The organism is Gemmatimonadota bacterium, assembly GCA_016713785.1.
Lineage (GTDB): Bacteria > Gemmatimonadota > Gemmatimonadetes > Gemmatimonadales > GWC2-71-9 > JADJOM01.
In genome coordinates this window covers 456,091-481,287 of sequence record JADJOM010000001.1, presented here as the reverse complement: position 1 = coordinate 481,287, position 25,197 = coordinate 456,091, and the positions used below count along the sequence as shown (strand labels likewise).

The window sequence follows — 25,197 nt, the reverse complement described above, 5'->3', positions numbered from 1 at the left end:
CAACGCGTTCGGCGTCGCCCCCGCTCAAGGCAAGGGGCGTACCGCGAAAAACTGCCTTTTTGGCCTGAAATGGCAGTGCGGCGACCAGGCGGGTGGTGGGCTGGCAGGCCGAGGCGGCCGACCTGCCAGCCCGTGAAGTGCGGGGCCCTACTTGATCCGGTCCAGCGCGTCCTTGATCCACCGGCTGTCGGGGAACTGCTGGGCCAGTGCGGTCAGCGTGGCCCGTGCCGAGTCGGGGTGCCCGGCGGCCACGTAGATGTCCGAGCGCATCAGGCCCAGCCGGACGGCCAGCCGTGGATCCTCGGCCGGCACCGGAACCTGGTCCAGGGCGGCGAGGGCGCCGGCGAAGTCCTTCCGGTCCTGGAACTGCGACTCGATGACCAGCAGGCGGATGCCGGCATCCTCCGGGTGCTGCCGGGCGAGCTCCTCCGTCAGGCGCGCCGCCTCCTCGGGCCGGCCGGCTTCCCGGGCCGCCGCCGCCTGGTGGTACAGGCCGGCCGTCAGCAGCCGCTGCACGTCCGCCGCTTCACCGGACCGGGTGCCCACGCCCCCCGCGTAGCTGTACACCAGTTCACCGCCCGCTTCACCGGCCCGGTACAGGGCACCGATGCCCGCGAGGCCCGCCACGCCCGACGCCACCAGGAGCCACTTGCCCGCCGGCTTCTGCCGCAGCGCCACGCCAGCCACCTCCAGCAGCCCGATCAGCAGGAAGACGTTGCGGGCCCACTCGCCCGCCTCCTCGTGCTCATGCACCGCCTCACGGGCGCCGGGGATTCGCTCGGCGGGTCCGTGCGCTTCCTCGCCCGACTTGGCCGCGGCGAGCGCCGCGACGGCGGCCACGAGCAGCAGGACGGTGGCCGCCGGCTTGGTCCACGCCAGCGCGCCGCTCAGCGAGACGATGCGGAACAAGACGCCCACGATGCCGAGGGCCACCACGAAGTGCACGATCTGGGGATGCAGGACGCCGATGTCTGGCATGAGGGGCTCGCCTTGAGGTGAGTGGGGGCGCCGGGTCGCCGGGAGTGCGCCCGCCAATATGGGGCGCGGCGTGGCGGTTGTCACCCGCGCGGCGGGCGGGGATATTCCCGCATGCTGCCGATCCGCGATGAGAACCCGACGCTCCGTACGCCGGTCATCACCTACGCCCTGATCGGGCTGAACGTTGGCGTGTGGGTGCTGGTGCAGGGGATGGGATCGGAGCCGCTGCTCACCCGGTCCATCTGCGCCTACGGGCTCATCCCCGCCGACCTGCTGGGGCATCTCGGGGCCAGCGTCCCGGCCGCCGGGGGGATCTGCCCCGCGGAGTACACCGGCGGGGTTCTGGTGCCGCTCAGCTCGATGTTCCTGCACGGCAGCTGGATGCACCTGATCGGGAACATGTGGTTCCTCCACGTCTTCGGGAACAACGTCGAGGATGTCATGGGGCGGGGGCGCTTCCTGCTGTTCTACCTGCTCGCCGGGCTCGCCGCGGCGGGGGCGCAGACGGCTGCGGGCCCCGGGTCCCTGATCCCGATGGTGGGCGCGTCGGGCGCCATCGGTGGAGTGATGGGCGCCTACGTGGCGCTCTACCCCCGGGCCGGCGTGGTGACGTTCGTCTTTCTCGGCATCTTCGCCCGGATGATGGTGATCCCCGCCTACGTGATGCTCGGGTACTGGTTCCTGCTGCAGCTGCTGAGCGGCACCGTGGCGCCCACCGAGGGCGGCGGTGTCGCCTTCTGGGCCCACGTGGGGGGCTTCCTCGGCGGCTTGCTGCTCACCCCGCTGTTCCGTGACCCCGACCTGCTCGCCGCCCACCGCTCCGTGCACGGACTTCGCTGATGCCCGCTCCCTGGCTGCTGCCGCACCTCGCCGCCCCGCTCGCCGCCCTGGTGGATCACACCCTGCTCAAGCCCGAGGCCACGGCGGAGGAGATCGCCCGGCTGTGCGACGAGGCCGTCCGGCTCCGCTTCGGTGCCATCTGCGTGCACGGCCAGTGGGTGGGCGAGGCCGTGGCCCGGCTGCGAGGGAGCCCGGTGGCGGTGGTGGCGGTGGTGGGCTTCCCCCTCGGCGCCAACGGCCTGGTGGCCAAGGCGGCCGAGACCCGCCTGGTGGTGGCCGACGGGGCCACCGAGGTGGATATGGTCCTCCCGCTGGGGTCGGTGAAAGGGGGGCGCTGGGAGGAGGTTTGCGACGAGGTCACCGCGGTCGTCGACGCCGCCCGGGGCCGGCCGGTGAAGGCGATCGTGGAGTCCGCGGCCCTCACGCCGCGGGAGCTGGAACTCGCCTGCCGCGCCGCCGTCGAGGCGGGAGCGCTGTACGTGAAGACCTCGACCGGCTTCCACCCGGCGGGCGGCGCCACCGTCGAGGCGGTGCAGCTGATACGGCGGGTCGTGGGGGACCGGGCCGGGGTGAAGGCCTCGGGGGGCGTCCGGACCGTCGACGACGCGCTGCGGATGCTCCGCGCGGGCGCCAGCCGGCTCGGCACCTCCGCGGCGGCGGGATGGCCGGCCGTGGGGGCGGGGCGGCCCCTGGGTGACCTGCTCGCGGCGGACGCCGGTCATGCCGGCGCGTCCGCCGCGGGGGGCTAGACGGCCGGTTCCACCTTCACCTCGCGCGCCATCACGCGCGCCAGCACATCGGCCTGCTCCTCCGCCCCCCAGCACTCCAGCGCGAGGTCGGCGCCGGCATACCGGGGCACCGCCTTGATGGTGAGGCGGGTGGGGCAGAACTCCAGCGCCAGCTTCTCGACGATCGCCGTGTGCCCGCGGTCGAGCCCCTCCGCCACCCGCAGCATCCCCGCGAGCCGCCGCACCAGCTGCTGGTCCGGCTTGGGCAGCACCCCGAACACCGCGTGCTGCTTGCGGGGCCCCCGGCGCCGGTGGTAGCGGCTGATGAGCGCCACCAGCTGGCGCTCCCGGGGGGAGAAGGGCAGGCGGTCGGCGTGGATGATGAGCTGGTAGCTGTGCTTTTGATGCTTCCGGTAGCTCACCAGCTGGCCGACGTCGTGCAGCAGCGCGGCCGCCTCGAGCAGGCCCCGCTCCTCGGGGGCGGCGTCGAGCTTGTCCGACAGCAGGTCGAAGAGATTGAGCGCCAGCACCCGGACATGCTCCGCGTGCCGCCGGTCCACGTGGCAGCGCTCGGCGAACTCGCGGATGAGGCGGAGCGGCTCCACCGCCGCCGGCGCGACGGCGGCGCCCGCCATCTCGAGCAGCAGCCCCTCCCGCAGGCCGAAGGCGCTCACCTTCACCTCGCGCGCCTCGATCCGTTCCAGCACCTCGGCGGTCACGGCGAGCCCGGCCAGGATGATGTCCGCGCGATGGGGGGAGAGGCCGTCCACCTGGGCGCGCTTGTCAGGGCTCATCGCGGTGAGCCAGTCGAGCAGGTGCTCCACCTCGGCGATCGTCACGCTGGCCCCATGCACCGGGTCGGCGGCGGAGAGCCCGCGGCGCGCGGCGGCCATGCGGCCCAGGTTGGTGAACGAGCCGCCCGAGCCGATGAGGGTCGGGGCGGCCCAGTCCCGGATCGGCAGCTTGCGGCGGAACTGCCGCCGCAGGTACTCCCGCAGGCGCTTGACCGCCGCGCGCGGATCGGGGGCCCCGGAGAGATGCAGTTCGGTGAGCCGGACCGCCCCGAAGGGGAGTGACAGGCTGTGCTCGATCAGGCCGTCCACCGCGCCGATCAGCTCCAGGCTCCCGCCGCCGATGTCGGCCACCACGGTGCGTCCGCCCTCGAGCGGGAAGTGATGCGCCACCGACCGGTAGGAGAGCGCGGCCTCGGTGTCCGCGTCGATGATGCGGAGCTCGAGGCCGACCTCCTCCTTGACCCGGCGGATGAACGCCTCGCCGTTGGTGGCCTCCCGGACCGCCGCGGTGGCCACCGCCGCCGTGCGGCTCACGCCGCGGCGCTCCGCGACGCCGACCATCAGGCGCAGCGCCTCGATCGCCCGCGCCATGGCCAGGTCGTCGAGGCGGCCGGTCTGCGCCACCCCCGCGGCCAGACGGGGCTGCTCCTTCACTTCGTCGATCACCGTGATGCCGGACTCGGGGCCGTACTCGGCCACCAGCAGGCGCACCGAGTTGGAGCCGACGTCGATGGCGGCCAGGCGCTCGCGGCGCTCGGGGAGGGCGACGACGGTCATGCGGCGGGGGGGCTCCGGTGCGTGCCCGAGCTCCGGGGCTCGCCCCGGTCCTCGGCGTGGTGCTTGATGGACTTCCCTTCGACCAGGAACACGACGTCCTCCGCCACGTTGGTGGCCAGGTCGGCCACCCGCTCGAGGTTGCGGCTCACCAGGAAGAGCTCCATCCCCGCGCCAATCATGTGCGGGTCTTCCATCATGTGGGTGAGCAGGATGCGGAACACCGAGCGGTGCAGGGTGTCCACCTTGTCGTCCCGGAGGCAGATCTCCCGGGCCTCGTCGGCGTCGCCGCGGATGAAGGCCTCGAGGGCGTCGGAGAGCATGTCGCGGGCCAGCCGCGCCATCTCGACGATCTCGGGCTCGGGGGTGATCGGCCGGGCCTGCGCCAGCCGCGCCGCCGACTGGGCGATGTTCACCGCGTGATCCCCCACCCGCTCGAGGTCGTTGGCGATCTTGAGCGCGGAGGTGAGCATGCGGAGGTCGCGCGCCATCGGCTGCTGCAGGGCCAGCAGGTTGATGCAGGTCTCCTCGACCTCCATCTCCATGGTGTCGATCACCCGGTCGTTCTGGATGACCGCCTGCGCCTTGGCGCCATCCCGCTCGAGCAGGGCCTCCACGGCCAGGCCGAGGGCCGCCTCGGCCTCCCCGGACATGGTGAGCAGGCGGACCTTCACGTCGTTCAGCTCGTCGTGGAAGTGCCGGTGCATGTCGACGCTCATCCGAATCTCCCGGTAATGTACGCTTCCGTCCGCTCGTTCGCCGGGGTGGTGAACACCCGCTCGGTGTCGCCGGTCTCGATCAGCTCGCCCCGGTCGAAGAACGCCGTCACGTCGCTCACCCGCGCGGCCTGCTGCATGTTGTGGGTCACGATCACGATCGTGTACGCCGCCTTGAGCTCGAAGATCAGCTCCTCGACCTTCTGGGTGGCGATCGGGTCGAGCGCCGAGCAGGGTTCGTCCATGAGGAGGATGTCGGGCTGGTTGCCCAGCGCCCGCGCGATGCACAGCCGCTGCTGCTGGCCGCCCGAGAGCCCGGTACCTGGTTCCTCCAGCCGGTCCTTCACCTCGTCCCACAGGGCGGCCTGCCGCAGGCACCGCTCCACCAGGTCCGGGATGTCGCGGCGGGGCACCAGCCGGTTGAGGGTCGGGCCGTACGCCACGTTGTCGTAGATCGACTTGGGGAACGGGTTGGGGCGCTGGAACACCATTCCCACCCGCTGCCGCAGCGTCACCAGGTCGGTGCCGGGCGCGAAGATCGAAGTGCCGTGGAGCAGGATCTCTCCCTCGTACTTGTGGGCGGGGATGAGATCGTGCATCCGGTTGATCGAGCGCAGGAAGGTCGACTTGCCGCACCCCGACGGCCCGATGATCGCCGTGACCATCCGCGGGGCGATGTCGAGGGTGATGCCCTTGAGGGTGGGCGTGCGCCCGTCGTAGCTGAAGCGGAAGTCCCGCGCGCTGACCGCGGGGGCCGTCCCGGGCACCGCCGCCGGCTGGGAGGCCCGCGGGGTCAGGGTGGTCCGCAGGAGCGGCAGGGCCGGCGCGGCGGCCGGGCTCGGGGCCGGCACGGAGCCGGGTGTCGCGGGGTTCGTGGTCATGGGGCTCATCCGAAACGTCCCGTGATGTAGGCTTCCGTGCGTTCTTCGCGCGGGGCGGTGAAGATCTGGCGGGTGGGGCCCGTCTCGATCATGGACCCCATGTAGAAGAAGGTCGTGGTGTCACTCACCCGGGCGGCCTGCTGCATGTTGTGGGTCACGATCACGATCGTGAAGGCCCGCTTGAGCTCGAAGACCAGCTCCTCGATGCGCTGGGTCCCGCCCGGGTCGAGGGAGGCGGTGGGCTCGTCCAGCAGCACCACTTCCGGCCGCGGCGCGATGGTCCGCGCGATGCACAGCCGCTGCTGCTGCCCGCCGGAGAGCGCCAGCGCGCTCGTCCCCAGGCGGTCCTTGACCTCGTCCCACAGCGCGGCCTGCCGGAGCGAGCGTTCCACCACCTCGTCGAGCGCCCGCCGGGCCACCCGGCCGTTGAGCCGCAGGCCCGCCGCCACGTTGTCATAGATCGACATCGTGGGGAAGGGGGTCGGCTTCTGGAACACCATCCCGATGCGCCGGCGGAGCTGCATGGGGCTCACCTTCGGGCCATAGATGTCCTCACCGTCGAGCAGCACCTTGCCGGTGATCCAGCCACCGTCGGACAGTTCGTGCATCCGGTTGAGCGTGCGCAGGTAGGTGGACTTGCCGCACCCCGACGGCCCGATCAGCGCGTTGACGGTATTGGCCCGGAACGCGAGCGACACGTCCTTCACCGCCGTGAACTTGCCATACACGGCCGTCAGGTGCTCGGTGCTGATCCGGATGGGCGCCTCAGCCATTGAGCTGGAATCTCCGCCGGGTGGCCAGCCGGGCCGCCAGGCTGAGCACCAGCACCACGAGGATCAGCACCAGGGCCGTGGCCCACGCATAGCGGTGCCACTCCTCGTAGGGACCGATGGCGTAGTTGAACACGGTCAGGGGGAGCGCCGCCATCGGCTCGGTGAGGTTGAGGCTCATGAACTGGCTGCCCAGCGCCGTGAACAGCAAGGGGGCGGTCTCGCCCGCCACCCGGGCCACCGCGAGCAGGCTGCCCGTGACGATCCCGGGGAGCGCCGTCCGCAGGACGATGCTCAGGGTGGTGCGCCACCGCGGGTAGCCCAGCGCCAGGGCGGCCTCCCGGAGCGAGTTGGGCACGAGCTTGATCAGCTCCTCCGTGGTGCGCATGACCATCGGGATCATCAGCATCGCCAGCGCCGCGCTGCCGGCGAGCGCCGAGAATTGCTTGGTGCGCGCCACGATCAGCGCCCAGGCAAACACGCCGACCACGATCGATGGGGTCCCGTTCATCACGTCGGCGATGAACCGGGTTGCCAGTGCCAGGCGGGTCCGGGGGAACTCGGCGCAGTAGATGCCGGCGCCGATGCCGAAGGGCAGGCCGATCACGCTGGCCATGCCGACGATGATCAGCGTGCCCACGATGGCGTGCGCCACGCCGCCGCCGGTCTCGCCCGCAGGGACCGGCATCCGGGTGAAGAACGCGACCGACAGGCTGCCGGCACCCTTGACCAGCAGGTTGAGCAGGATCAGCAGGAGTGGGAGCACCGCCAGGACCACGGCGACGATCATCAGTCCCACCATGCCATTGCTCACCCAGCGGCGCCAGACGCGGCGGTTCATGCTCAGGCCCCCTTCCCGCCGGCCGGCGCGCGCCCTGACACGCGCCAGATCAGCAGGCGCGCCGCGGCGTTCACCAGCACCGTGAGCATGAAGAGCACCAGCGCGACGTACGCGAGCGCCGCCAGGTGCATGTCGCCGACCGCTTCGGTGAACTCGTTGGCGATCACCGCGGCCATGGTATAGCCGGGCGCGAAGAGCGAGGCGGAGATCTCGTTCCGGTTGCCGATCAGCATGGTGACGGCCATCGTTTCGCCCAGCGCCCGGCCCAGGCCCAGGATCACCGCCCCGATGATCCCCGAACGGGCGTACGGGATGATGGCCGACATGACCGCCTCCCAGCGGGTGGCCCCGAGCGCCAGCGCCGCCTCCCGCTGGGTGCCGGGGACCGCCAGCAGGACCTCCCGGGCCACCGACATGATGAATGGCATCACCATGATGGCCAGGATAATGCTGGCGGCGCCCATCGACGGCCCGTAGATCGGGCCCTGGAAGAACGGGAGGAACCCGAGGGTCTCCCGGAGGAACGGGAACACGGTCGACTTGAGGGCCGGGATCAGCACGAAGATGCCCCACAGCCCGTACACCACGCTCGGGATCGCCGCGAGGAGCTCGATCAGGAAGGCGATGGGCTGGCGGATCGCCGTCGGGGCGAACTCGGTCAGGTAGACCGCCACGCCCAGCGATAACGGGACGGCGATGAGGAGCGCGAGGCAGGACGAGACCAGGGTCCCGATGATGAGCGGCAGCGCCCCGAACTCCTCAGCCACCGGGTCCCAGACGTTGCCGGTGATGAACCGGAGGCCGAACCGGTCGATGGCCAGGTGGGCGCCGTCATACAGCTCGTAGACCAGGAATCCCATCAGCACCGGGACCGCCAGCGCCGTCATCGTAAGCAGGCCCTTGAAGACCCGGTCCCCACGCCGGGAGGCTTCAAGGGTGGGGAGGGCCGCGGCAGGCGGTGAGGCCTCGGGAGGCGGGGCTGACGTCATGGCCGGGAGTGTACCGGGGCCCCCTCCCCGAACGGTCACGGGATTGTAACGGATGTGTCACGTCGCCCGGAACAACACAGCGGGGCCGGGGCAAACCCCGGTCCCGCTGTCACGCAGCCCGGAGGCGTCGCAGGCTAGTTCGACGCGATCGGCTTGCCGGCGCTCCGAAGGCTACGGATCCGCTCCGCGATCAATTCCCGGATACCGGCGGGGAGTGGGGCATAGGACAGGTCCTTTGCCATGTTCTGGGCCTCATCCGTGATCATCCACGCCAGGAAGTCCCGGATCAACTTGGCCTTGGTGGCGTCCGGATTGTCCACCTTGACCAGAAGCCAGGTGTACGAGGAGATCGGGTAGGTGGCGGCGCCGGGGGCGTTGGTGATGGACACCCGGAAGTCGGTGTCCTTCGCGAGCTTCACGCTGCCGGCCGCTGCCGTCGTGGATTCGAGTGTCGGCACCACGAAGGCGCCCGCGGAGTTCTTGATCTGCGCGAAGGGGAGCTTGTTGGCGATGGCGTAGATCAGTTCCACGTATCCAACCGCGCCTTCCACCTGCTTCACCTGCTGGGTCACGCCTTCATTGCCCTTGCCGCCGAGCCCCACCGGCCAGTTGACGGATGTGGCATACCCGACCTTGTCCTTCCACTCCCGCGAGTACTTGGTCAGGTAGTCGGTGAACACGTAGGTGGTCCCGGATCCGTCCGACCGGTGGACGGGGATCAGGTCGATGCCCGGCAGCGCGATGCCCGGGTTCAGCGCCTGGATCCGCTTGTCGTTCCACTTGGTGATCCGGCCCATGAAGATATCGACGAGGGTGCTGCCGTCGAGCTTGATCTGGGTCGTGCCGAGCGAGGGCAGGTTGTAGGTCACCACGACGGAGCCCAGGACCGTCGGGATATGCACCACGTTGCCCGACACGGCCTGGATCTGGCTCTCGTTCATCGGCCCGTCGCTGGCCCCGAAGTCGACGGTGCCCTCGGTAAACTGCCGGATGCCGCCGCCCGACCCGATCGACTGATAGTTGATCTGGACACCGGCCTTCTTGCTGTAGGCATCGAACCACTTGGTGTAGATCGGGTTGGGGAAGGTCGCCCCGGCCCCCGTGAGCTTCTGCGCCTCGGCCTGGGAGGCAGCACCGGCGGCGAGCAGCGCCACCAGGGCGAGGCGGCCGCGCAGCAGACCAGCAGACATGAATACGCTCCTTGGACTCGGTTGATCGGCTCGGGCCGCACCTGCGACCCGGGCGGAAGAACGCCGGGGACGGTCACGGACCGCCCCCGGCTCTGTCACGAACCCGTCACGCCGGCTAGAAGTTGACCTGCATCGAGCCCCGGACGCCGGTGATGCTCTTGGCGCCGCTGGCCTGAAAGCTCTGGTGGTCCACCCCGACCCGCAGCAGCGCCTTGCTCGTCATGTAGAAGGCGACCGACCCCGTGATCAGGGTGGCCCCGTCGTCGTCGGTGTCGGTGTCCGGATCGGCGACATCCATGCGGAGGGACGGCTCGATCGCGTACAGCCAGGAGGTCGGGCTCGCCATCCGGATGTTGTACGCCGCCAGGCCCTGCAGGCCGAGCATCTTGGTCCGCCCGGCGTTGGCCTGCTCGCCGCTCAGCACCTCGGCCAGCACGAAGAGCCCGGGCTCACCCACCTTGCTCCACTGCGCGTCCACCCCGTAGCCCTTGTTGCGGAAGGCGCTGTCGGCGCCGACGATCTGGTCGTGCGAGAAGTACGCGCCGCCCACGCTCAGCTTGTTCCAGACGTCCGCCGAGGCCCGGATGCCGAACGACTTGGCGTTGTTGTTGTCGTTGAGCGACTCGCCGCGGCCGTTGTAGATCCCCGCCACCAGCGACACCATCCGCCCGGTGGCGTCCAGCTTCCGCTCGACCCGCCCGCTCACACCGACATCATGGGAAAGCAGGCCCTGCTTCTCGAACAGCTCGTTGCTCTGCGACGCGACCAGCCCCCGGCCGGCGCCCCGCTCGATCGACGGCAGGTTGTTCGAGGAGGTGAGCTCGTACCGGCTGAATGGGCGCTTCTCCTGGCCGAACCGCACCGTGAAGGCGGTGGGCGCCTCCGGCTTCGAGAGGCGCACGTCGATCCAGGCGTCACGCAGGCGGATGCCGCCGTTGCCGTTGGTGCACTTGGTGGTGACGGTGTTCGCCAGCGTGTCCAAAGTGGAGGTGCAGCTGCTGGAGGCCGCCGCCCGGCCACCCTCGAACGAGGGCTGGATGTACGCGAGGACGTACTCGTTCAATGCCACCCGCGCCTCGACCCGGGCCCGGCGAAGGAAGAAGCTGGACTGGGGGCCAGTCGTGGCGGCGTAGTCCTCGTTGCCGAAGTAGTAGAACTGGCTCTGCAGCCGGCCGGTGACCTTGACGCTCGGATAGGTGGTCTGGGCCGCGGCGGACGCCGCGCCGAGCAGGGAGAGCAGGCCGACGCCGATGAGGCGGGTGCGAAGCATGACGGTCCTCTGGACGAGTGGAAGAGGCGGGAGCAGCACGAGACCGCTCCAGTGACCGGGGTCAATCAGTCCGGACACCGTCACAAACACCGTCCAGCTTGGTAACGTCCAGGTAACGACACCCGATGAGGGGCTCCTCAGCGCCCGCTGGGGCAGAACTCCGCGAAAGGGTCACGAAAGAGGGCGTCCTCTGAAGACAGGACGAGGGCAAGCAGGGGCCCGGGACCGCCAGGGCGATTCGCTGGCTGGCCAGCCGGCGCTGATTCGGGCGGCACAGGCCTGGGCGGCCGCGGGGACGCCTCCCGGCTCACGCCAGCACCTCGGCCGGCGCGAAGGCTTCACTGAGCACCCGCCCCTCGTACTGGGCGGGGATCGCCGCCCCCAGGCTCCACAGGACGGTGGGCGGGATATCCAGCAGGTGCGCCGACCCTGCCGGCGCGTCCGTCCGCTGCACCCCGGTCCCGAGGAGCACCAGCGGTATGCGGTCATTGATCGGGTGCGGATGATCGTGATCGTTGGGGAGCACCCCGCCTCCGCCGTGATCGGCCGTGACGATCACCAGCGTCTCGGGGTCCTCGAGCAGCGGCTCGAGGTGGCGCAGGCCGCGGTCGATGATCGCCGCGGCCTGGAGGTAAGGTGCCGACATCCAGCCCCAGGCGTGCCCGGCGAGATCGGTGTCGTTGACGTACGCCACCACGAAGGCTGGCCCGCTGGCTGCCGCGAGGTGCAGCGCCGCCTGTTCGAGCAGGAGCCCGGGGGCGCCGGTCCCTCCCCCCAGCCGGGACACGCCGCCCAGGCGCAGCAGCGCACCGGCCATCCAGCGGGTGGCGCCGCCGAGGGTGGGGGCAAGGATGGTGGTCTCCACGCCGTGCCGCCGGAGTTCGACCGGAAGCGGTGCCAGGCCCCGGATTCGGCCCAGCCGGGTCAGACTCGGGTGGTCGATCCCGTGCCGTGCGGGAGACACCCCGGTCGCCAGCGACGTGAGGGCCGCCACGGTGACGCTCGGCCGCACGGTCGTGGCCGCGCCTGCCCGCCAGCCCAGCGTCATCAGCCGATCGAGTGTCGGCATGCCCGCGGCCGTGACGGCGTCGGGACGGAGCCCATCGATGATGACCAGCAGCACCCTCCGGTACCCAGCAGGCACAATCACTCCATGAGTAGAGTCGTGGAGCAATCTTCGGTCCGGCGTGTCACCGATCCATGATGCCCCGGTCCCGGATGGGGCACGGCTGGCGCCGTGTCGCGCGCTCGTGACCTATCCGTAGTGGCCGCGTGACGGCGTGACCTGAGCCTTCCCGCATGCGAATCCTCTATTGCACGGACACCTTCCGGCCCGAGGTGAACGGGGTCACCACCGTGCTCGCGACCATGCGGGACGGCCTCCGGCGTCGCGGGCATGAGGTCATGATCCTCTCGCCGCGCTACGACCGCCCCACCGACGACGAGTCCGGGGTACTCCGCCTCGCGGCGGTGCCCTGTCCCGGCTACGCGCAAGTGCGGCTCTCGTGGCCTTGGGGCCGAGGACTGGCTCGGGCCCTCGACGGCTTCGGGCCGGACCTGGTCCACCTGGTGACCGAGGGACCGCTGGGCCTCTTCGGCGGGGCGTACGCCCGGCGCCGCGGCCTGCCGGTGGTCACCTCCTTCCACACCGACTTCCCGCGCTACGCCGCGGAGTACCTGGGGAACTGGGCCGTGGGTCCCACCAGGGCGTGGCTGCGGCGCTTCCACGCGGGCGCGGCCTTCACCCAGACCCCGAGCGCCGCCACCCGGGATGACCTGCTTGCGCTCGGCGTGCCCCGACCGGTGGTCTGGGGGCGCGGGGTGGACACCGCCCTCTTCCATCCGTCCCGGCGCGCTCGTCCGCGGGGCGCCGCGCCCCTCGAGGTGCTGCACGTCGGTCGGCTGGCCGTGGAGAAGGACGTCGCCACGCTGGTGGCGGCGTTCACGCTGGCGCAGGCGCGGCTGGGGGATCGGGCCCGGTTCACGGTGGCCGGCGACGGCCCCGAAGCCGCCGCCGTCCGCGCTGCGCTCCCCTTCGCGCGCCACCTGGGCTTTCTCCCGCGCGAGGCGCTGGCCGGGATCTACGCCGATGCGGAGCTGTTCGTCTTTCCCTCGCCCACGGAGACCTGCGGCCTGGTGGCGCTCGAGGCGCTGGCCTCGGGGGTGCCGGTGATCGGCGCGGCGGCAGGCGGCATCCCCGAGAACCTGCGGGAGGGGATCACCGGATGCCTGGTGCCGGCGGGCGATGCCGCCGGCTTCGCCGACCGGATCGTGGAGCTGGCGGGCGACGAGCCGCGCCGCGCGGCGATGGGGCAGGCGGCGCGGGCCTTCGCAGTGGGGCGGGACTGGAATCGCGAGCTCGACGAGCTCGAGGCGGACTACGAGAGGCTCAGGTGCGCGAGCACGGCCGCGCCGGCGCCAAGCGCCTGGCCGACGACCACGTCCGTGGCGTAGTGCACCCGCAGGTACACCCGCGACATCCCCACCAGCAGCGCCACCGCCAGCGCCGGCAGCCCGACGAGGGGCAACGCGAGCAGCAGGCCCAGCGCCACCGCCATGGCCGCGGCGGAGTGCCCGGAGGGGAACGAGAAGTGGTCGGGGATCCGCGCCAGCGGGGTGACGCCCGGCATCGCGAGCGAGGGGCGGGGACGGACGATCGCGCGCTTGAGACCCTGCACCGCGAGGTGGGAGAGCAGGTTGGCCGCCCCCGTGACCAGACCCGCGCCGCGGGTGGCCGGATGCAGCATCAGCCCGAGCGAGAGGCTGATCGTGGCCGTGGCCCCGCCGGCATGGGTGAGGACGCGGAAGCCGCGGTCAAGCCACTCCGGCGCCTCGCGGCGCGCCAGCGCGGCGACCAGCCGGCGGTCCTGGGTGGTAAGCCTCAGCAGCATGCGGCGCAGGGAATCCTCCTCGTCCCGTTCGCCGAAGCATCGCCGGCCGGTGTCACGGACCGGTGGAGGCTACGTCACGATCGGATGCCGGCCTCGTCGGGGAACCAGCAGCGGATGGCGGTGCCCCGGCCGAGCTGACTCTCCGCGTCGACCTCGCCCTCATGGGCCTCGACCAGGTGCTTCACGATGGCGAGGCCCAGGCCGGTGCCGCCATCGTCCCGCGCGCGCCCCGGGTCGGCGCGGTAGAAGCGCTCGAAGATGCGGGGCAGGTGGTCGGCGGGGATCCCGGCACCGGTGTCGCGCACCTCGAGCTGGACCCCGCCATCCCGGCGCGCGGCGCTGAAGGTGATCCGGCCGCCGGCCGGGGTGTGGCGGATGGCGTTGTCGAACAGGTTGCTGAGCACCTGCCGCACGGCGTCCGGGTCCGCGAAGACGGAGGCGGCCTCCGGTCCCACGCTGCCCAGGTAGCTGATCTTCCGCTGCTCGGCCCGGTCGGCGAGCAGGCCCCAGCTCTCCCGGGCCACCGCGCCGATCTCCACCGGCTCCGGCGCGGGCCGCCACCCCCCCGACTCGATCTTCGAGAGGTCGAGCAGCCCGTCCACCAGCCGCTGCATCCGGCGCGCGTTGTTGTGGATCACCCCGAGGAACCGTCGCATGGTCTCCGCGTCGGGCGGGTCCTGCACCAGGGTCTCGGCGTAGCCGGAGATGGAGGTGAGGGGGGTCTTGAGCTCGTGGGAGACGTTGGCCACGAAGTCCCGCCGGACCGTCTCCAGGCGGCGCAGCTCGGTGACGTCGTGCAGCACCAGCAGGGCGCCGCCGTGGGCGAGGGGGCGGGCCGAGAGCAGGACGGACTGCCCGTCGAGCTCCAGCTCGCGCTCCGGAATGCGCTGCCCATCCAGGACCGCGTCCACCACCTCGCGCGCCGCCTTGGCGCGGAAGAGCTGCGGCAGGGCGGGGAGGGTGGCCTCCGGCTCGTAGCCGAGCAGGCGCCGGGCGGCGCCGTTGGCGGTCACGATGCGGCCGCGCGCGTCCGCGGCGATGACTCCCTCGACCATGGCCTCCACCAGCGCGGCGCTCTCCGCCCGTTCCCGGCGCAGGTCGGCAAAGCGCTCATCGAGCTGCTGGTGCATCTCGCGCAGCGCCCGGACCAGCTCGTCGATGTCCGGCACGCCGGAGCGGGGGAAGCGCGGCACCGCGCCCTGCGCAATGGACCGGGCCGCCTGGCTGATGGTGGTCAGGGGGCGCGCGATGGAGCGTCCCGCCACCAGGGCCAGCCCCGACCCGATGAGCAGCGCCACCAGCGCCGCGCCGAAGAAGGCATTGTGAACGTGGCTCAGGATGGTGTCGGTGGCCGCCAGCGGGGCGGCCACCCGGACCACCCCTGGCCCGCCGGGCACCGCCACGTACAGGAGCGGCCGGTTCACGGTGGCGCTCACCCGGCGGTCGCTCCCGACCCGGCCGGCCAGCGCCTCGCGGATCTCGGGCCGCTCGGCGTGGTTCTCCATCCGCGGCACGCTCTCCGGCGCCTCCTCGCTCTCCGCGACCACCCGCCCGTCGGGCGCGATCAGCGTGACCCGCAGGCCCGTCTCGCGCGCGATGTGGGCCACGTCGCCCAGCCACGCCAGCGAGTCCGCCGACAGTGCGCGTGCCACCAGCCGCGCCTCCCGCTCGAGGTTGGCCCGGGTGTCGCGCTCGAGGTCTCCGCGCAGCGCGATCTCCGCGCCCACCACGTGCACCGCGATGGCCACCACGATCACCAGGATCGTGCCCCACACCAGCCGGGCCGCGAAACTCATGCGCGCCGCGTGGTGCGCTCGGCACCGCGGAAGCGGTACCCGAAGCCGCGCACCGTCTCGATCAGGTCCCCGGCCTCGCCAAGCTTGGTCCGCAGCCGCTGGACGTGCATGTCCACCGTCCGGGTCTGGATGTCGGGCTGCGCCTCCCACACGGTCTCCAGGAGCTGCGGCCGGGTCTGCACCCGCCCCCGGCGCTCCACCAGCGTGAGCAGCAGCTTGTACTCCGTGGCGGTCAGCTCGATCTCGGCGCCATCGACGGCGACCTTGTGCGCCGAGCGGTCGATCGCGATGGGCCCCGCCGCCAGGGTGGAGCCGCTGGCCACCGCGGGGGCGGCGAGCCGCCGCAGCAGCGCGCTGACCCGCAGCGCCAGCTCCGCGGGCGAGAAGGGCTTGGTGAGGTAGTCGTCCGCCCCGAGCGAGAGCCCGCGGATCCGGTCCGGCTCCTCCCGCCGCGCGGTGAGCAGGATGACGCCGACGTCGCGCGTCTCCTCCCGCCGCCGCAACTCCGCCAGCACGTCGTACCCCGAGGCGCCCGGCAGCATCACGTCCAGGATCACGATGTCCGGCCGTTCCTCGCGCGCCGACTTGAGGGCGTCGGGTCCGTTGGCCGCGGTGGAGACCCGGTAGCCCGCCTTGGCCAGGTGATACGCCACCAGGGCGGTGATGTCCGGTTCGTCATCGACGACAAGGATGCGATGGCTCATGCCGGGCGTTCCTCCAGGGTACTGTCGGTGCGGGTCCGGGCGTGGCGGCGGCTGCGTTCCGTGGCCTGCTCGCGCTCGGTGCGGTAGGTCGGGTCGGCCTGCGAGGCCTCAAGGGCCGCCGACAGCACCCGGCCCAGTGGCTCCGCCGGGCGGCGCAGGCGGTAGAGCACGAACTGGGCGATCGGGGTATCGCGGACCAGCCCGAGCTCCCGCAGCACCCGGAGGTGCCGCGAGACCGTGGGCTGGGGCACCTCGAGCAGCAGGACCAGGTCGGACACGAACAGGGGCGCCGCCGTAAGGCAGTTGAGGATCCGGAGCCGGGTCGGCTCCCTGAGGGCCTGAAGCAGGTCCGGAAGGGTCAGGGGCGGCGTCATATGCGCCAAAACGAATACACAGCCGGGGCCGGAAATGCAAGCGGGGGTGATGGAACGCATTGCGCGGCCGGAAGTGGCCCGAGGATATTCCGACATGCTCCCTTTCCTTATGATGGCGGGCGCGCTGGCCATCGCCCCTCAGGCCGACACGGTCCGCCTGGTGGTGGTGGCCACCACGGATGTGCACGGATACGCGACGGATTGGGACTACCTCCAGAACGTCCCGTGGCCCGGCGGCCTGGCGCGGGTGGCCACGGTGGTCGACTCCCTTCGGGACCGGTACCCGGGCCAGGTCCTCGTGGTCGATGCCGGCGACGCCCTCCAGGGCAGCCCCCTCGCGGCGTACTACGGCCGGAACGCGGCCCGCGACCCGCATCCGGTCATCGACGCCATGAACACCATCGGCTACGATGTCGCCACCCCTGGAGACCACGACTTCGACTTCGGGCTCCCGGCGTTCCATCGCGCGATCGCCGGCTCCACGTTCCACTGGGTGAGCGGCAACCTCCGCGCCCTGCCCGCCGACACCCTCGCCTTCGCCGCGTACGTCGTCGTGGTGCGCAATGGCGTCCGCGTGGCCGTGACCGGGTTCACCACCCCCGCCGCCATGGTGCTCAACCGGAGCCGGCTCGGCGACCAGCTGCGGGTGGACCGGATCGCGCCGGGCATCGAGCCGGTGCTGCGCGAGGCGCGGAAGGACGGCGACCTCGTGATTGCCCTGGCGCACAGCGGCCTGAGCGGCCGTGCCAGCTATGACACCACCGGGCTTGGGGGCGAGGATGTGGCGGAGCAGTTCGCGGCCGGCCCCAGCCGTCCTGACCTGGTGGTGGCCGGGCACTCGCACGAGGAGATCGTCGACACGGTCATCCAGGGGGTGCACTTCGTGCAGCCGCAGGCGCAGGCCCGGACCCTCGCGGTGGTGCACCTGACCCTGGTCAGCGAACGGGGCCACTTCAGGCTGGTCGGGGTGCGCGCGGAGCGGGTGGCGCTGGAAGAGGTCCGCCCCTCGGCCCAGATGGCGCGGCGGCTGGCCGAGCCCCACCGCGCGATGCTCGGCTGGATCACGACGGTGCTGGGGGAGTCGGACCGCCGGCTGTCCCTGGCCGCCGCGCGGGTGGAGGACGTGCCCCTGCTGCGCTGGATGCACGCGGTGCAGCGGCGGGTGAGCGGGGCCGAGCTCTCGCTGGTGCCGGCGTTCGACCTGCGCGCCGGCGTCGACGAGGGCGAGATCACGATGGCCGAGCTGTTCCGGCTGTATCCCGCCGAATACACGTTGCGGGCCGTGCGGCTGACGGGCGCGCAGGTGCGGGCCGCGATGGAGCAGGGGGCGCGCTACTACTTTGTCGACTCCACCGGGCGGGTGGCCCCGAACCGATACGTGCCGGGCCCCAACTTCGAACTGCTCGGTGGCGCCACCTGGACGCTCGACCTGAGCCAGCCGCCGGGGAACCGGATCACCCGGCTCGAGGTGCGCGGCCGCCCGCTGGGTCCCGACGACAGCGTCACGGTGGCGGTCAGCAGCTACCGGCAGCAGGGGGGCGGGAACGCCACCACGTTCGCCGGCGCGCCGGTCGTCTACGACAAGCAGGAACCGGTGCGCGACCTGTTGCTCGCCGACCTGGCACGGCGGCACACCCTGCGGGGCGATGCCCTGGGGGCGCCGACCTGGACCCTTGCCCCGGCGGACTATGCCGAACGGGCGCGGGCGTTGTTCATCCGCGGGCCCGCCCCGGCGCCCGCCCCGGAGCCGGCGCCGGCGCCCCTGCAGCTTCCCACGCCGCCGAGCAACGAGGAGATCGCGCGGCGGGACTCGATCGCCCGGGCCGAGACGCGCGCGGAGGCGCGGGCCGACTCGATCGCTCGTCATGCGGTGGCCACGCTGCGGCTGCCGGCCGCGCCCGGCCCGGAGGGCGGGGCCGCCCGCCTGCTCGCCGACGCCTACCGCAACGCGCTGCGCGCCGACCTCGCGCTTGCGCGCGGCGATGAGCTTCCCGGCGGGCTCCCGGCGGGCCCGCTGACCGCCACGCTGCTCGACAGCGCCGTCCCCGACCGGCCGCTCCTGCTGCTGCGGATGAAGGGGACGGACGTGCTGGCCCTGCTGGAGAACCTGCTGGCCGATCCTGGAGCGTGCTGCGCGCTCGCGGGGGCGCGGGTGGAGTATGACCCGCGCCGCAAGCCGTTCGAGCGTGTGCGCCGCGTCCGGCTGGTGAACGGGGCGTCGCTGAACCGGTCCGGCAGCTATACGCTGGCGGTGAGCGCGGCTCTGCTGGGCCCCGACTCCACATTCCCGCTGGGTGCCGCCGATTGCCGTGACGGGCGCGGCTGCCGAACTCCGGGGCAGCTGGGCCGCTTCGAGGTCACGGCCAGCGACCGCCGCAGCGGGAGCGTCCTCCGCGAGTACCTCCGCCGCCTGCCACAGCCCGTGGCGCTGCCCACCGACCGCCGCCTGATTCCCAACCGCTGATGCCGACCGACCTTCGCGTGTTCCTCAATGAGCAGCCCCTCACCCTTCCGGCGGGCGCCACCGTCGGCGACGCCCTCCGCCTGGGGCAGCCCGACCTGCTGCCGCTGGTCGAGGCGGGGGCCGCGCTGGTCACCGACGGGCGCGGGATCGAGGTCGGACTGGCCGCCCCGCTCACTGGCGGCGCCATTCTGCGCGCGCAGCGCGCCAGTCGGCGGGGCTGACCACGGCGATGGCAGGCTCCGCGCGGTTCGTGCGGCTGCCCAAAGTGGAGCTACACGTCCACCTCGACGGCTCGCTCCGGCCGGCGACGCTGATCGCGCTCGCCGCGGCGGCGCGGTCACCGCTGCCCAGCCAGGATCCCGAGACCCTGCGCCGCCACATGCGCACCGAGGATGCCGACAGCCTCGTGGCCTATCTCGAGCGGTTCGACCTGACCATCCCGGTGCTGCAGACGCCGGAGGCGCTGGAGCGGGTGGCCTACGAAATGGTCTGTGACGCCGCGGCTGACGGCGTCCGCTACCTGGAAATTCGCTACTGCCCCGCGCTCAGCCTCGCGGGCGGGATGTCGCTTGATGAGGTGATCCTCGCGGAGCGGCGCGGCCTGGCGCGCGGCGAGGCGGAGACCGGGGTCCGCGCGGGGATCGTCAACTGCACCCTGCGCCACCTGCATCCCTCCCAGTCCGAGGCGATCGCGGAGGCCTCGGTGCGCCACCGGCGGCAGGGAGTGGTCGGGTTCGACATCGCCGGGGGCGAGGCGGGCCAGCCGGCCGCACCGCACCGGCACGCCTTCGAGATCGCCGCCCGTGGCGGGCTCGGCATCACGGTCCACGCCGGCGAGGCGGCCGGGCCGGCGTCGATCGCCGAGGCGATCCACGACTGCCGCGCGGCCCGCATCGGCCATGGGACGCACCTGCTCGAGGACCCCGAGCTGACCGCGTACGTCCGCGACCGGCAGATCCCGCTCGAGCTCTGCCTCACCTCCAACCGGCAGACCCGCGCGGTGCCGTCGCTCCAGGCGCACCCGCTCCGGCGCTTTCTCGACCAGGGGCTCGCCGTGACCCTCTGCTCCGACAACTGGCTCATGAGCGACGTGACGCTCTCCGGCGAGTACGCGCTCGCCACCGCGACCTTCGGCCTGTCGGCGCGCGAGATCCGGCAGCTGGTCTACACCGCGATCGACGCCGCCTTCCTGCCGCTCCCCGAGCGCCGCGCGCTGGGCGCGGAACTGGTGCCCGCCGTGGCGGGCTGGGAGTGATGCCGCTGCTCGCGGTCCAGGCCGCCGCGGCGCGCCTGGCCGAGCTCGAGTCGGGGCTCCAGCTGCCGCTCGGGGAGCGGTTGATCGGGGTGGTCGGCGTGGCGGCCATGATCGGGGCCGCGCTGCTCCTCTCCTCCAATCGCGGCCGCGTCCGCTGGCGGCTGGTCGCGGCGGGCCTGCTGCTCCAGTTCCTCTTCGGCGTGGTGGTGCTCAAGACCGGCGCCGGCCGCGAGGCGTTCGACGTGGCGGGGCAGGGCTTCAACCGCCTGATCGGCTTCACCCGCGAGGGGGCGCGGTTCGTCTTCGGTGACCTGGTGGACCAGCCCGCGTTCCTGGCCTTCAGCGTGCTGCCCACCATCATCTTCTTCTCGGCCCTCATGTCGGTGCTCTACCACCTCGGCGTGATGCAGCTGGTGGTCAAGGGCCTCGCGTGGGTCATGCAGCGGACCCTGCGGACCAGCGGGGCCGAGACGCTCTCGGCCTCGGGCAATATCTTCCTCGGCCAGACCGAGGCGCCGCTCCTGGTCAAGCCATTCGTGCGCGACTTCACCCCGTCCGAGCTCTTCGCCGTGATGGTCGGCGGCTTCGCCACCGTGGCTGGCGGGGTGATGGCGGCCTACATCGGGATGCTCTCCGGCCTGTTCCCGAACATCGCCGGGCACCTGCTCGCCGCGAGCGTCATGAACGCCCCCGCCGGCCTCTACCTCGCCAAGATCATGGAGCCCGAGACCGGCGAGCCACGCACCCGCGAGGCGACCGGCATCCACCTGCCGCGCACCGATGCCAACATCATTGACGCCGCCGCCGCCGGCGCGCTGCAGGGGGTGCAGCTGGCGATCAACGTCGCGGCGGTGCTAATCGCCTTCGTGGCGCTGGTGGCGCTGCTCAACGCGCTGCTTGGCGGCGTCGGCGCCGCGGTGGGGCTGCCCGGGCTCAGCCTGCCCGCCATCCTCGGCCAGTTGCTGCGCCCGGTGGCCTGGGTGTTGGGCGTCCCCTGGCGGGATACCGCCTACGTCGGTGGACTGATCGGCCTCAAGACGGTGCTCAACGAATTCGTCGCCTACGCCCAGTTCGGCCGCGACCTCGGTGCCGGCATGGTGCTCGCGCCGCGCAGCGCGCTGATCCTCACCTACGCCCTGCTCGGCTTTGCCAACCTCGGTTCCATCGCCATCCAGATCGGCGGGATCGGTGGCCTGGCTCCCGAGCGCCGCTCGGAGATCGCGCGGTTCGGGCTGCGCGCCATGGTCGCCGGCAATCTCGCCGCCTTCACCTCGGCCGCCATCGCGGGGATGCTCGCCTGATGCGCGGGCTCGACCCGGTGGCGGCCGCGGTCGATGCGCTCGACCCCTGGCTCGACGGCGCGCGGCCCGAGATCGCCATCATCCTCGGCTCGGGGCTGGGCCGGCTCACCGAGGCGCTGACGGCCGCCCGCCGGCGTGCCTACCGCGACGTGCCCGGATTCCCGGCGGCGGCCGTGGCCGGGCACGCCGGCGAGCTGGTCCTGGGCCAGCTCGCGGGGTGCCAGGTGGTCTGCCAGAGCGGGCGGTTCCACGCCTATGAGGGTCACGCGGCGCCCGCCCTCGCCCTCCCGGCGCGGGTGTTCGCGGCGCTCGGCGTCCGGACCCTGATCCTCACCAACGCTGCGGGCGGCATCCGGCGGACCATGTCCCCCGGCAGCCTCATGCTGCTGGCCGACCAGGTGAACCTCACCTTCCGCAACCCGCTCATCGGCCCCCGGCGTGACGGGGAGTCCCGCTTCCCCGACATGTCGGCGCCCTTCGACCCCGCGCTGCGCCAGCTGGCGCGGGCGGTGGCCCGGGCGGAGCGGATCGCGCTCGCGGAGGGGGTGTACGCCGGCGTGCTGGGCCCGAGCTACGAGACCCCGGCGGAGATCCGGATGCTCGAACGGCTCGGGGCCGACGCGGTCGGGATGTCGACGGTGCCGGAGGTGGTGGCGGCGCGCGCGGCGGGGGTGGCGGTACTGGGAATCAGCGTGATCACCAACTGGGCCTCGGGCATCGGCGCCACGCCGCTCACCCATGCCGAGGTGATGGCCGCGGCCGAGGCCGCCGGCGAGGGGCTGGTGCGGCTGGTGACGGGGGTGGTGGCCCGGCGCTAGTCGGCTGGCGGGGCGGGGACGCGATGGTTGAGCGGGCCGTGTCCGCCGCCCAGCCCGGGCGCGGTGCGCAGGGCCTGGTGGACGTACTCGAGCCCGTCGGCCACGGCCCGCTCCAGCGGGCGGCCCAGCGCCAGGCCGGCGGTAATCGCGGCGGAAAGGGTGCAGCCGGTCCCGTGGGTGGAGCGGGTGTCGATCCGGGGCCGCGTGAAATGCCGCACCCCGGCCGGCGTGACCAGCACGTCGGTCATCGTGCCACCGTCGAGGTGCCCGCCCTTGACCAGGGCGTTCCGGGCGCCCAGCGCCAGCAGCCGCCACCCCGCCAGCTCCATGTCGGCCACGGTGCGCACCGGCGCGCCGGTGAGGATGGTCGCCTCGTCGAGGTTGGGTGTCACCAGGGTGGCGAGGGGCAGCAGGGCGTCCCGGACCACCGCTTCCGCCACCGGATCCAGCAGGCGGTCGCCCGAGGTGGCGACCATCACGGGGTCGAGGACATACTCCCGCCAGCCCTGCCGCCGGATGGCGGTGGCCACCAGCCGGACCAGCGGGGCTGTCGCCAGCATCCCGCTCTTGAGCGCGGCCGGCGGCAGGTCCTCCGCGAGCGCCGCCAGCTGGGCCTCGACGATGGCGTCCGGCGCGGGATGCACGGCGCGCACGCCCAGGGTATTCTGCGCCGTCAGCGCGGTGATGGCGCTGGTGCCGAAGACGCCGAACTGCTGGAAGGTCTTGAGGTCGGCCTGGATCCCGGCGCCGCCGCCGGAGTCCGAGCCTGCGATGGTCAGTGCGATCTTCATGGAGAGGCCAGGGGACGCGTGTCGCTCATCAGTACCATCCGGGACCTGCATCGCCGCCGGGCGCGGGAGCGTCGCGGCCTGACCCTCGCCGAGGGCGTGCGCCTGCTGGAGGAGGCGCTCGCGGCCGGCGTGGAAGTCCAGGGCGCCGCGGTGGCGCCGGCGCTGGAAGGTACACCCCGCGGCACGGCGCTCAAGCATCGGCTGCAGTCCGCCGGCGTGCCGCTCGAGGTGGTCGACGACGACCTCCTCGCCCAGCTCGCGGAGACCGAGCAACCGCAGGGCGTGGTGGCGGTGGTGGCGCCCCGCGTCTGGTCCCTCGAGACTATCGTTCCCGGGCCGCGGGGGGTGGTGCTGGTGCTCGACGGGGTGCAGGACCCCGGCAACGTCGGCGCCCTGGCCCGCACCGCGCTCGGCCTCGGGGCCTGCGCCCTGCTGGCGCTCCCCGGCACCGCCGACCTGGCCAGCCCCAAGGCGCTGCGCGGCAGCATGGGCGCACTGTTCCGCCTGCCGGCCCTGCACTGCACCACCGAGGCGTGCATCGCCTGGGCCCGCGGGGTGGGCCTCTCGCTCTGGACCACGGCGGCGGATGGCACCCCGGTGCGCGGCATCGTCCGCGACGGGCCGGTGGCGCTGGTGCTCGGGAACGAGGGCGCCGGGGTCCGGCCGGAACTCACGGTCGCCGCCGACCGCTCGGTGGCCGTGCCACTGGCCGCGGGCGTCGAGTCGCTCAACGTGGCGGTGGCCGCGGGAATCCTCCTGTACGAGGTGGCGCGTGACTCTTGAGCTGTTCACCACCCTGGTGGCCGGCCTCGTCGGCGCGATGCTGGGCAGCTTCCTGAACGTCTGCATCCTGCGCTGGCCCCGTGACGAGTCGGTCGTGCGTCCCCGGTCGCGCTGCCCGGGCTGCCACGAGCTGATCGTCTGGTATGACAACATCCCCGTGGTGTCCTGGCTGCTGCTCCGCGGCCGCTGCCGCCGCTGCCAGACGGCGATCTCCGCCCAGTATCCGCTCGTCGAATGCGCCACCGCCCTGCTCTGGGCCTGGATGGGGTGGCGCTACGGGCCCACGGCGGAGGCGGTCCGGTTCGCGGTGTTTGCCACGCTCCTGCTTGGCATCGCCATGACCGACGCGCGCGACTTCATCATCCCCCATGAGTTCACCTTCGGCGGCCTCGCCGTGGGGCTCGCGCTCGCGTTCGTGGTGGCGCCCGCCGGCCTCGCCGGCGCGGTGTTCGGCGCGTGCGTCGGGGCGGGACTCCTCTATTTCGTGGGGCTGCTCGGCCGCCTGGTGCTGCGCCGCGAGGCCATGGGTGGCGGGGACGTGGCCATGCTCGCCATGGTCGGGGGGTACCTGGGCTGGGAGGCGGTGCTGGCCACCGTGTTTCTCGGGGCCGTCGTGGGGCTGGTACTGGAACTGGCGCTGCGCAGCCGGCGCGCGCCCGCTCCCCCCGCGGCGCCTGCCGACCCCACGCCCGCCGACCCCACGATCGTGCCCGCCGACCTCCCGCCCGGTGTTGCCGCGAGCGAGCCCAGTCGGCGCCGTGACCTCGCCCTGCTTGGCGTGGTGCTGGCCGGGGTCGTGCCGGCCAGCCTGCTGTGGAGCGGAACCCTCTGGTCGGCGCTCGGCGGCATGCTGGCCGGCCTGGGGCTCGGCTTCATCTGCTTCACCGTCGCCTCGTTCTTCCTGCGTCCCGTGCCGCTGGTCGAAGGGTGGTACCACTACGGCTTCGGCGTCTCGGCCGTGTTCCTGCCGCTGCTCGCGGCCGCCGGCTGGTCCACCGGGCAGGCGGTGCTGGTGGTCGCGTCCCTCCTGGTTGGCGGCACCGTGGTCCTGCACCTCGTGGCCCGCGGGGTCCGGGCCGACGCGGCGCCGCCCGACCCCGATCCCCTCGAGACGATGACCACGGCGGAGCTGCGGCAGCTGCAGTACCTCCCCTTCGGCGTGTCGCTCGCCCTCGCCGCGGGGCTGGTGGCCTTTGTGCTGGGGCCGGACCGGGTCACCGCCTGGCTTTCCATCTACCGTTGAGGAACG

The 25,197-nt window shown here is 72.5% G+C and carries 25 protein-coding genes; 10 read left to right on the top strand and 15 right to left on the bottom strand.

The window, feature by feature from the left end:
* Positions 1-147: 147 nt before the first annotated feature.
* Complete coding sequence (locus tag IPJ95_02110) at positions 148-978, bottom strand: tetratricopeptide repeat protein (GenBank protein MBK7922408.1); 831 nt, start codon at positions 976-978, stop codon at positions 148-150.
* 111 nt (positions 979-1,089) lie between these two features.
* Here IPJ95_02110 and IPJ95_02105 point away from each other — a divergent pair, with 111 nt between their 5' ends.
* On the top strand, positions 1,090-1,818 hold the full coding sequence (locus tag IPJ95_02105; GenBank protein MBK7922407.1) for a rhomboid family intramembrane serine protease: 729 nt from the start codon (positions 1,090-1,092) through the stop codon (positions 1,816-1,818).
* The gene (deoC, locus tag IPJ95_02100) at positions 1,818-2,567 is read left to right on the top strand and encodes a deoxyribose-phosphate aldolase (GenBank protein MBK7922406.1); all 750 of its coding nucleotides are present in this window, start codon (positions 1,818-1,820) and stop codon (positions 2,565-2,567) included. The genes IPJ95_02105 and deoC overlap by 1 nt, the downstream gene beginning before the upstream one ends.
* Here the strand turns inward: deoC and IPJ95_02095 are convergent.
* From IPJ95_02095 to IPJ95_02055, 9 genes are all read right to left on the bottom strand, one after another.
* Positions 2,564-4,117: a Ppx/GppA family phosphatase gene (locus IPJ95_02095; protein ID MBK7922405.1), complete on the bottom strand. Its 1,554-nt coding sequence runs from the start codon at positions 4,115-4,117 to the stop codon at positions 2,564-2,566. The two genes, deoC and IPJ95_02095, sit on opposite strands and share 4 nt — an antisense overlap.
* On the bottom strand, positions 4,114-4,833 hold the full coding sequence (phoU, locus tag IPJ95_02090; protein ID MBK7922404.1) for a phosphate signaling complex protein PhoU: 720 nt from the start codon (positions 4,831-4,833) through the stop codon (positions 4,114-4,116). The genes IPJ95_02095 and phoU overlap by 4 nt, the downstream gene beginning before the upstream one ends.
* Positions 4,830-5,711 carry a phosphate ABC transporter ATP-binding protein gene (pstB, locus tag IPJ95_02085; protein MBK7922403.1) on the bottom strand — a complete coding sequence of 294 codons (882 nt, stop codon included), beginning with the start codon at positions 5,709-5,711 and terminating at the stop codon, positions 4,830-4,832. The genes phoU and pstB (IPJ95_02085) overlap by 4 nt, the downstream gene beginning before the upstream one ends.
* A gap of 5 nt (positions 5,712-5,716) precedes the next feature.
* Positions 5,717-6,484: a phosphate ABC transporter ATP-binding protein gene (gene pstB / locus IPJ95_02080; GenBank protein ID MBK7922402.1), complete on the bottom strand. Its 768-nt coding sequence runs from the start codon at positions 6,482-6,484 to the stop codon at positions 5,717-5,719.
* Entirely contained in the window at positions 6,477-7,322 is an 846-nt protein-coding gene (gene pstA, locus IPJ95_02075; GenBank protein ID MBK7922401.1) for a phosphate ABC transporter permease PstA, read from the bottom strand. The genes pstB (IPJ95_02080) and pstA overlap by 8 nt, the downstream gene beginning before the upstream one ends.
* A gap of 2 nt (positions 7,323-7,324) precedes the next feature.
* Positions 7,325-8,311 (bottom strand): phosphate ABC transporter permease subunit PstC, encoded by a 987-nt coding sequence (gene pstC / locus IPJ95_02070; protein ID MBK7922400.1) that lies wholly within the window; start codon positions 8,309-8,311, stop codon positions 7,325-7,327.
* Positions 8,312-8,445: 134 nt separating this feature from the next.
* Positions 8,446-9,501, bottom strand: coding sequence for a phosphate ABC transporter substrate-binding protein PstS (gene pstS, locus IPJ95_02065; protein MBK7922399.1), 1,056 nt, complete (start codon positions 9,499-9,501; stop codon positions 8,446-8,448).
* A gap of 115 nt (positions 9,502-9,616) precedes the next feature.
* A complete protein-coding gene (locus IPJ95_02060; GenBank protein MBK7922398.1) occupies positions 9,617-10,771 on the bottom strand; it encodes a hypothetical protein in 1,155 nt (384 codons plus the stop codon).
* A gap of 307 nt (positions 10,772-11,078) precedes the next feature.
* Positions 11,079-11,915, bottom strand: a complete 837-nt coding sequence (locus IPJ95_02055; GenBank protein MBK7922397.1) for an alkaline phosphatase family protein — start codon at positions 11,913-11,915, stop codon at positions 11,079-11,081.
* Positions 11,916-12,070: 155 nt separating this feature from the next.
* On the opposite strand from IPJ95_02055, the gene IPJ95_02050 reads away from it, so the two are divergent.
* On the top strand, positions 12,071-13,225 hold the full coding sequence (locus tag IPJ95_02050; GenBank protein ID MBK7922396.1) for a glycosyltransferase family 1 protein: 1,155 nt from the start codon (positions 12,071-12,073) through the stop codon (positions 13,223-13,225).
* Here the strand turns inward: IPJ95_02050 and IPJ95_02045 are convergent.
* The 4 genes from IPJ95_02045 to IPJ95_02030 form a co-directional block, all read right to left on the bottom strand.
* Complete coding sequence (locus tag IPJ95_02045) at positions 13,150-13,662, bottom strand: phosphatase PAP2 family protein (protein MBK7922395.1); 513 nt, start codon at positions 13,660-13,662, stop codon at positions 13,150-13,152. The genes IPJ95_02050 and IPJ95_02045 overlap by 76 nt on opposite strands.
* Before the next feature lie 74 nt (positions 13,663-13,736).
* Positions 13,737-15,458, bottom strand: a complete 1,722-nt coding sequence (locus IPJ95_02040; protein MBK7922394.1) for a PAS domain-containing protein — start codon at positions 15,456-15,458, stop codon at positions 13,737-13,739.
* A complete protein-coding gene (locus IPJ95_02035) occupies positions 15,455-16,162 on the bottom strand; it encodes a response regulator (GenBank protein ID MBK7922393.1) in 708 nt (235 codons plus the stop codon). Before IPJ95_02035 ends, IPJ95_02040 begins: the two co-directional genes overlap by 4 nt.
* On the bottom strand, positions 16,159-16,536 hold the full coding sequence (locus IPJ95_02030) for a transcriptional regulator (GenBank protein ID MBK7922392.1): 378 nt from the start codon (positions 16,534-16,536) through the stop codon (positions 16,159-16,161). Before IPJ95_02030 ends, IPJ95_02035 begins: the two co-directional genes overlap by 4 nt.
* 94 nt (positions 16,537-16,630) lie before the next feature.
* Here IPJ95_02030 and IPJ95_02025 point away from each other — a divergent pair, with 94 nt between their 5' ends.
* Genes IPJ95_02025 through IPJ95_02005 form a run of 5 tightly spaced genes read left to right on the top strand, consistent with a single transcriptional unit; the run spans position 16,631 to position 22,374 of the window.
* Positions 16,631-19,000, top strand: a complete 2,370-nt coding sequence (locus tag IPJ95_02025) for a 5'-nucleotidase C-terminal domain-containing protein (protein ID MBK7922391.1) — start codon at positions 16,631-16,633, stop codon at positions 18,998-19,000.
* Positions 19,000-19,221, top strand: a complete 222-nt coding sequence (locus tag IPJ95_02020; protein MBK7922390.1) for a hypothetical protein — start codon at positions 19,000-19,002, stop codon at positions 19,219-19,221. Before IPJ95_02025 ends, IPJ95_02020 begins: the two co-directional genes overlap by 1 nt.
* An 8-nt stretch (positions 19,222-19,229) precedes the next feature.
* Complete coding sequence (add, locus tag IPJ95_02015) at positions 19,230-20,255, top strand: adenosine deaminase (protein MBK7922389.1); 1,026 nt, start codon at positions 19,230-19,232, stop codon at positions 20,253-20,255.
* Positions 20,255-21,556 carry a NupC/NupG family nucleoside CNT transporter gene (locus IPJ95_02010; protein MBK7922388.1) on the top strand — a complete coding sequence of 434 codons (1,302 nt, stop codon included), beginning with the start codon at positions 20,255-20,257 and terminating at the stop codon, positions 21,554-21,556. Before add ends, IPJ95_02010 begins: the two co-directional genes overlap by 1 nt.
* A complete protein-coding gene (locus IPJ95_02005; protein ID MBK7922387.1) occupies positions 21,556-22,374 on the top strand; it encodes a purine-nucleoside phosphorylase in 819 nt (272 codons plus the stop codon). The genes IPJ95_02010 and IPJ95_02005 overlap by 1 nt, the downstream gene beginning before the upstream one ends.
* Here the strand turns inward: IPJ95_02005 and thiD are convergent.
* On the bottom strand, positions 22,371-23,165 hold the full coding sequence (gene thiD / locus IPJ95_02000; GenBank protein MBK7922386.1) for a bifunctional hydroxymethylpyrimidine kinase/phosphomethylpyrimidine kinase: 795 nt from the start codon (positions 23,163-23,165) through the stop codon (positions 22,371-22,373). The genes IPJ95_02005 and thiD overlap by 4 nt on opposite strands.
* An 18-nt stretch (positions 23,166-23,183) precedes the next feature.
* Between thiD and IPJ95_01995 the strand changes: the two genes are divergently transcribed.
* Both IPJ95_01995 and IPJ95_01990 read left to right on the top strand, forming a co-directional pair.
* The gene (locus IPJ95_01995) at positions 23,184-23,948 is read left to right on the top strand and encodes an RNA methyltransferase (protein MBK7922385.1); all 765 of its coding nucleotides are present in this window, start codon (positions 23,184-23,186) and stop codon (positions 23,946-23,948) included.
* Positions 23,938-25,191 (top strand): prepilin peptidase, encoded by a 1,254-nt coding sequence (locus IPJ95_01990; GenBank protein MBK7922384.1) that lies wholly within the window; start codon positions 23,938-23,940, stop codon positions 25,189-25,191. Before IPJ95_01995 ends, IPJ95_01990 begins: the two co-directional genes overlap by 11 nt.
* Positions 25,192-25,197 lie beyond the last annotated feature (6 nt).

Excerpts from the sequence above, each read along its gene's own strand:
- IPJ95_02060 (MBK7922398.1), bottom strand. The coding sequence starts at position 10,771 with ATGCTTCGCACCCGCCTCATCGGCGTCGGCCTGCTCTCCCTGCTCGGC.
- IPJ95_02030 (MBK7922392.1), bottom strand. The coding sequence starts at position 16,536 with ATGACGCCGCCCCTGACCCTTCCGGACCTGCTTCAGGCCCTCAGGGAG.
- IPJ95_02095 (MBK7922405.1), bottom strand. The coding sequence starts at position 4,117 with ATGACCGTCGTCGCCCTCCCCGAGCGCCGCGAGCGCCTGGCCGCCATC.
- IPJ95_02005 (MBK7922387.1), top strand. The coding sequence starts at position 21,556 with ATGCGCGGGCTCGACCCGGTGGCGGCCGCGGTCGATGCGCTCGACCCC.
- IPJ95_02105 (MBK7922407.1), top strand. The coding sequence starts at position 1,090 with ATGCTGCCGATCCGCGATGAGAACCCGACGCTCCGTACGCCGGTCATC.
- IPJ95_02010 (MBK7922388.1), top strand. The coding sequence starts at position 20,255 with ATGCCGCTGCTCGCGGTCCAGGCCGCCGCGGCGCGCCTGGCCGAGCTC.
- pstB (MBK7922403.1), bottom strand. The coding sequence starts at position 5,711 with ATGACCACGAACCCCGCGACACCCGGCTCCGTGCCGGCCCCGAGCCCG.
- IPJ95_02025 (MBK7922391.1), top strand. The coding sequence starts at position 16,631 with ATGCTCCCTTTCCTTATGATGGCGGGCGCGCTGGCCATCGCCCCTCAG.
- deoC (MBK7922406.1), top strand. The coding sequence starts at position 1,818 with ATGCCCGCTCCCTGGCTGCTGCCGCACCTCGCCGCCCCGCTCGCCGCC.
- IPJ95_02050 (MBK7922396.1), top strand. The coding sequence starts at position 12,071 with ATGCGAATCCTCTATTGCACGGACACCTTCCGGCCCGAGGTGAACGGG.
- IPJ95_02040 (MBK7922394.1), bottom strand. The coding sequence starts at position 15,458 with ATGAGTTTCGCGGCCCGGCTGGTGTGGGGCACGATCCTGGTGATCGTG.
- add (MBK7922389.1), top strand. The coding sequence starts at position 19,230 with ATGGCAGGCTCCGCGCGGTTCGTGCGGCTGCCCAAAGTGGAGCTACAC.
- IPJ95_02020 (MBK7922390.1), top strand. The coding sequence starts at position 19,000 with ATGCCGACCGACCTTCGCGTGTTCCTCAATGAGCAGCCCCTCACCCTT.
- thiD (MBK7922386.1), bottom strand. The coding sequence starts at position 23,165 with ATGAAGATCGCACTGACCATCGCAGGCTCGGACTCCGGCGGCGGCGCC.
- pstB (MBK7922402.1), bottom strand. The coding sequence starts at position 6,484 with ATGGCTGAGGCGCCCATCCGGATCAGCACCGAGCACCTGACGGCCGTG.
- IPJ95_02110 (MBK7922408.1), bottom strand. The coding sequence starts at position 978 with ATGCCAGACATCGGCGTCCTGCATCCCCAGATCGTGCACTTCGTGGTG.
- pstS (MBK7922399.1), bottom strand. The coding sequence starts at position 9,501 with ATGTCTGCTGGTCTGCTGCGCGGCCGCCTCGCCCTGGTGGCGCTGCTC.
- phoU (MBK7922404.1), bottom strand. The coding sequence starts at position 4,833 with ATGAGCGTCGACATGCACCGGCACTTCCACGACGAGCTGAACGACGTG.
- IPJ95_02035 (MBK7922393.1), bottom strand. The coding sequence starts at position 16,162 with ATGAGCCATCGCATCCTTGTCGTCGATGACGAACCGGACATCACCGCC.
- pstA (MBK7922401.1), bottom strand. The coding sequence starts at position 7,322 with ATGAACCGCCGCGTCTGGCGCCGCTGGGTGAGCAATGGCATGGTGGGA.
- IPJ95_02045 (MBK7922395.1), bottom strand. The coding sequence starts at position 13,662 with ATGCTGCTGAGGCTTACCACCCAGGACCGCCGGCTGGTCGCCGCGCTG.
- pstC (MBK7922400.1), bottom strand. The coding sequence starts at position 8,311 with ATGACGTCAGCCCCGCCTCCCGAGGCCTCACCGCCTGCCGCGGCCCTC.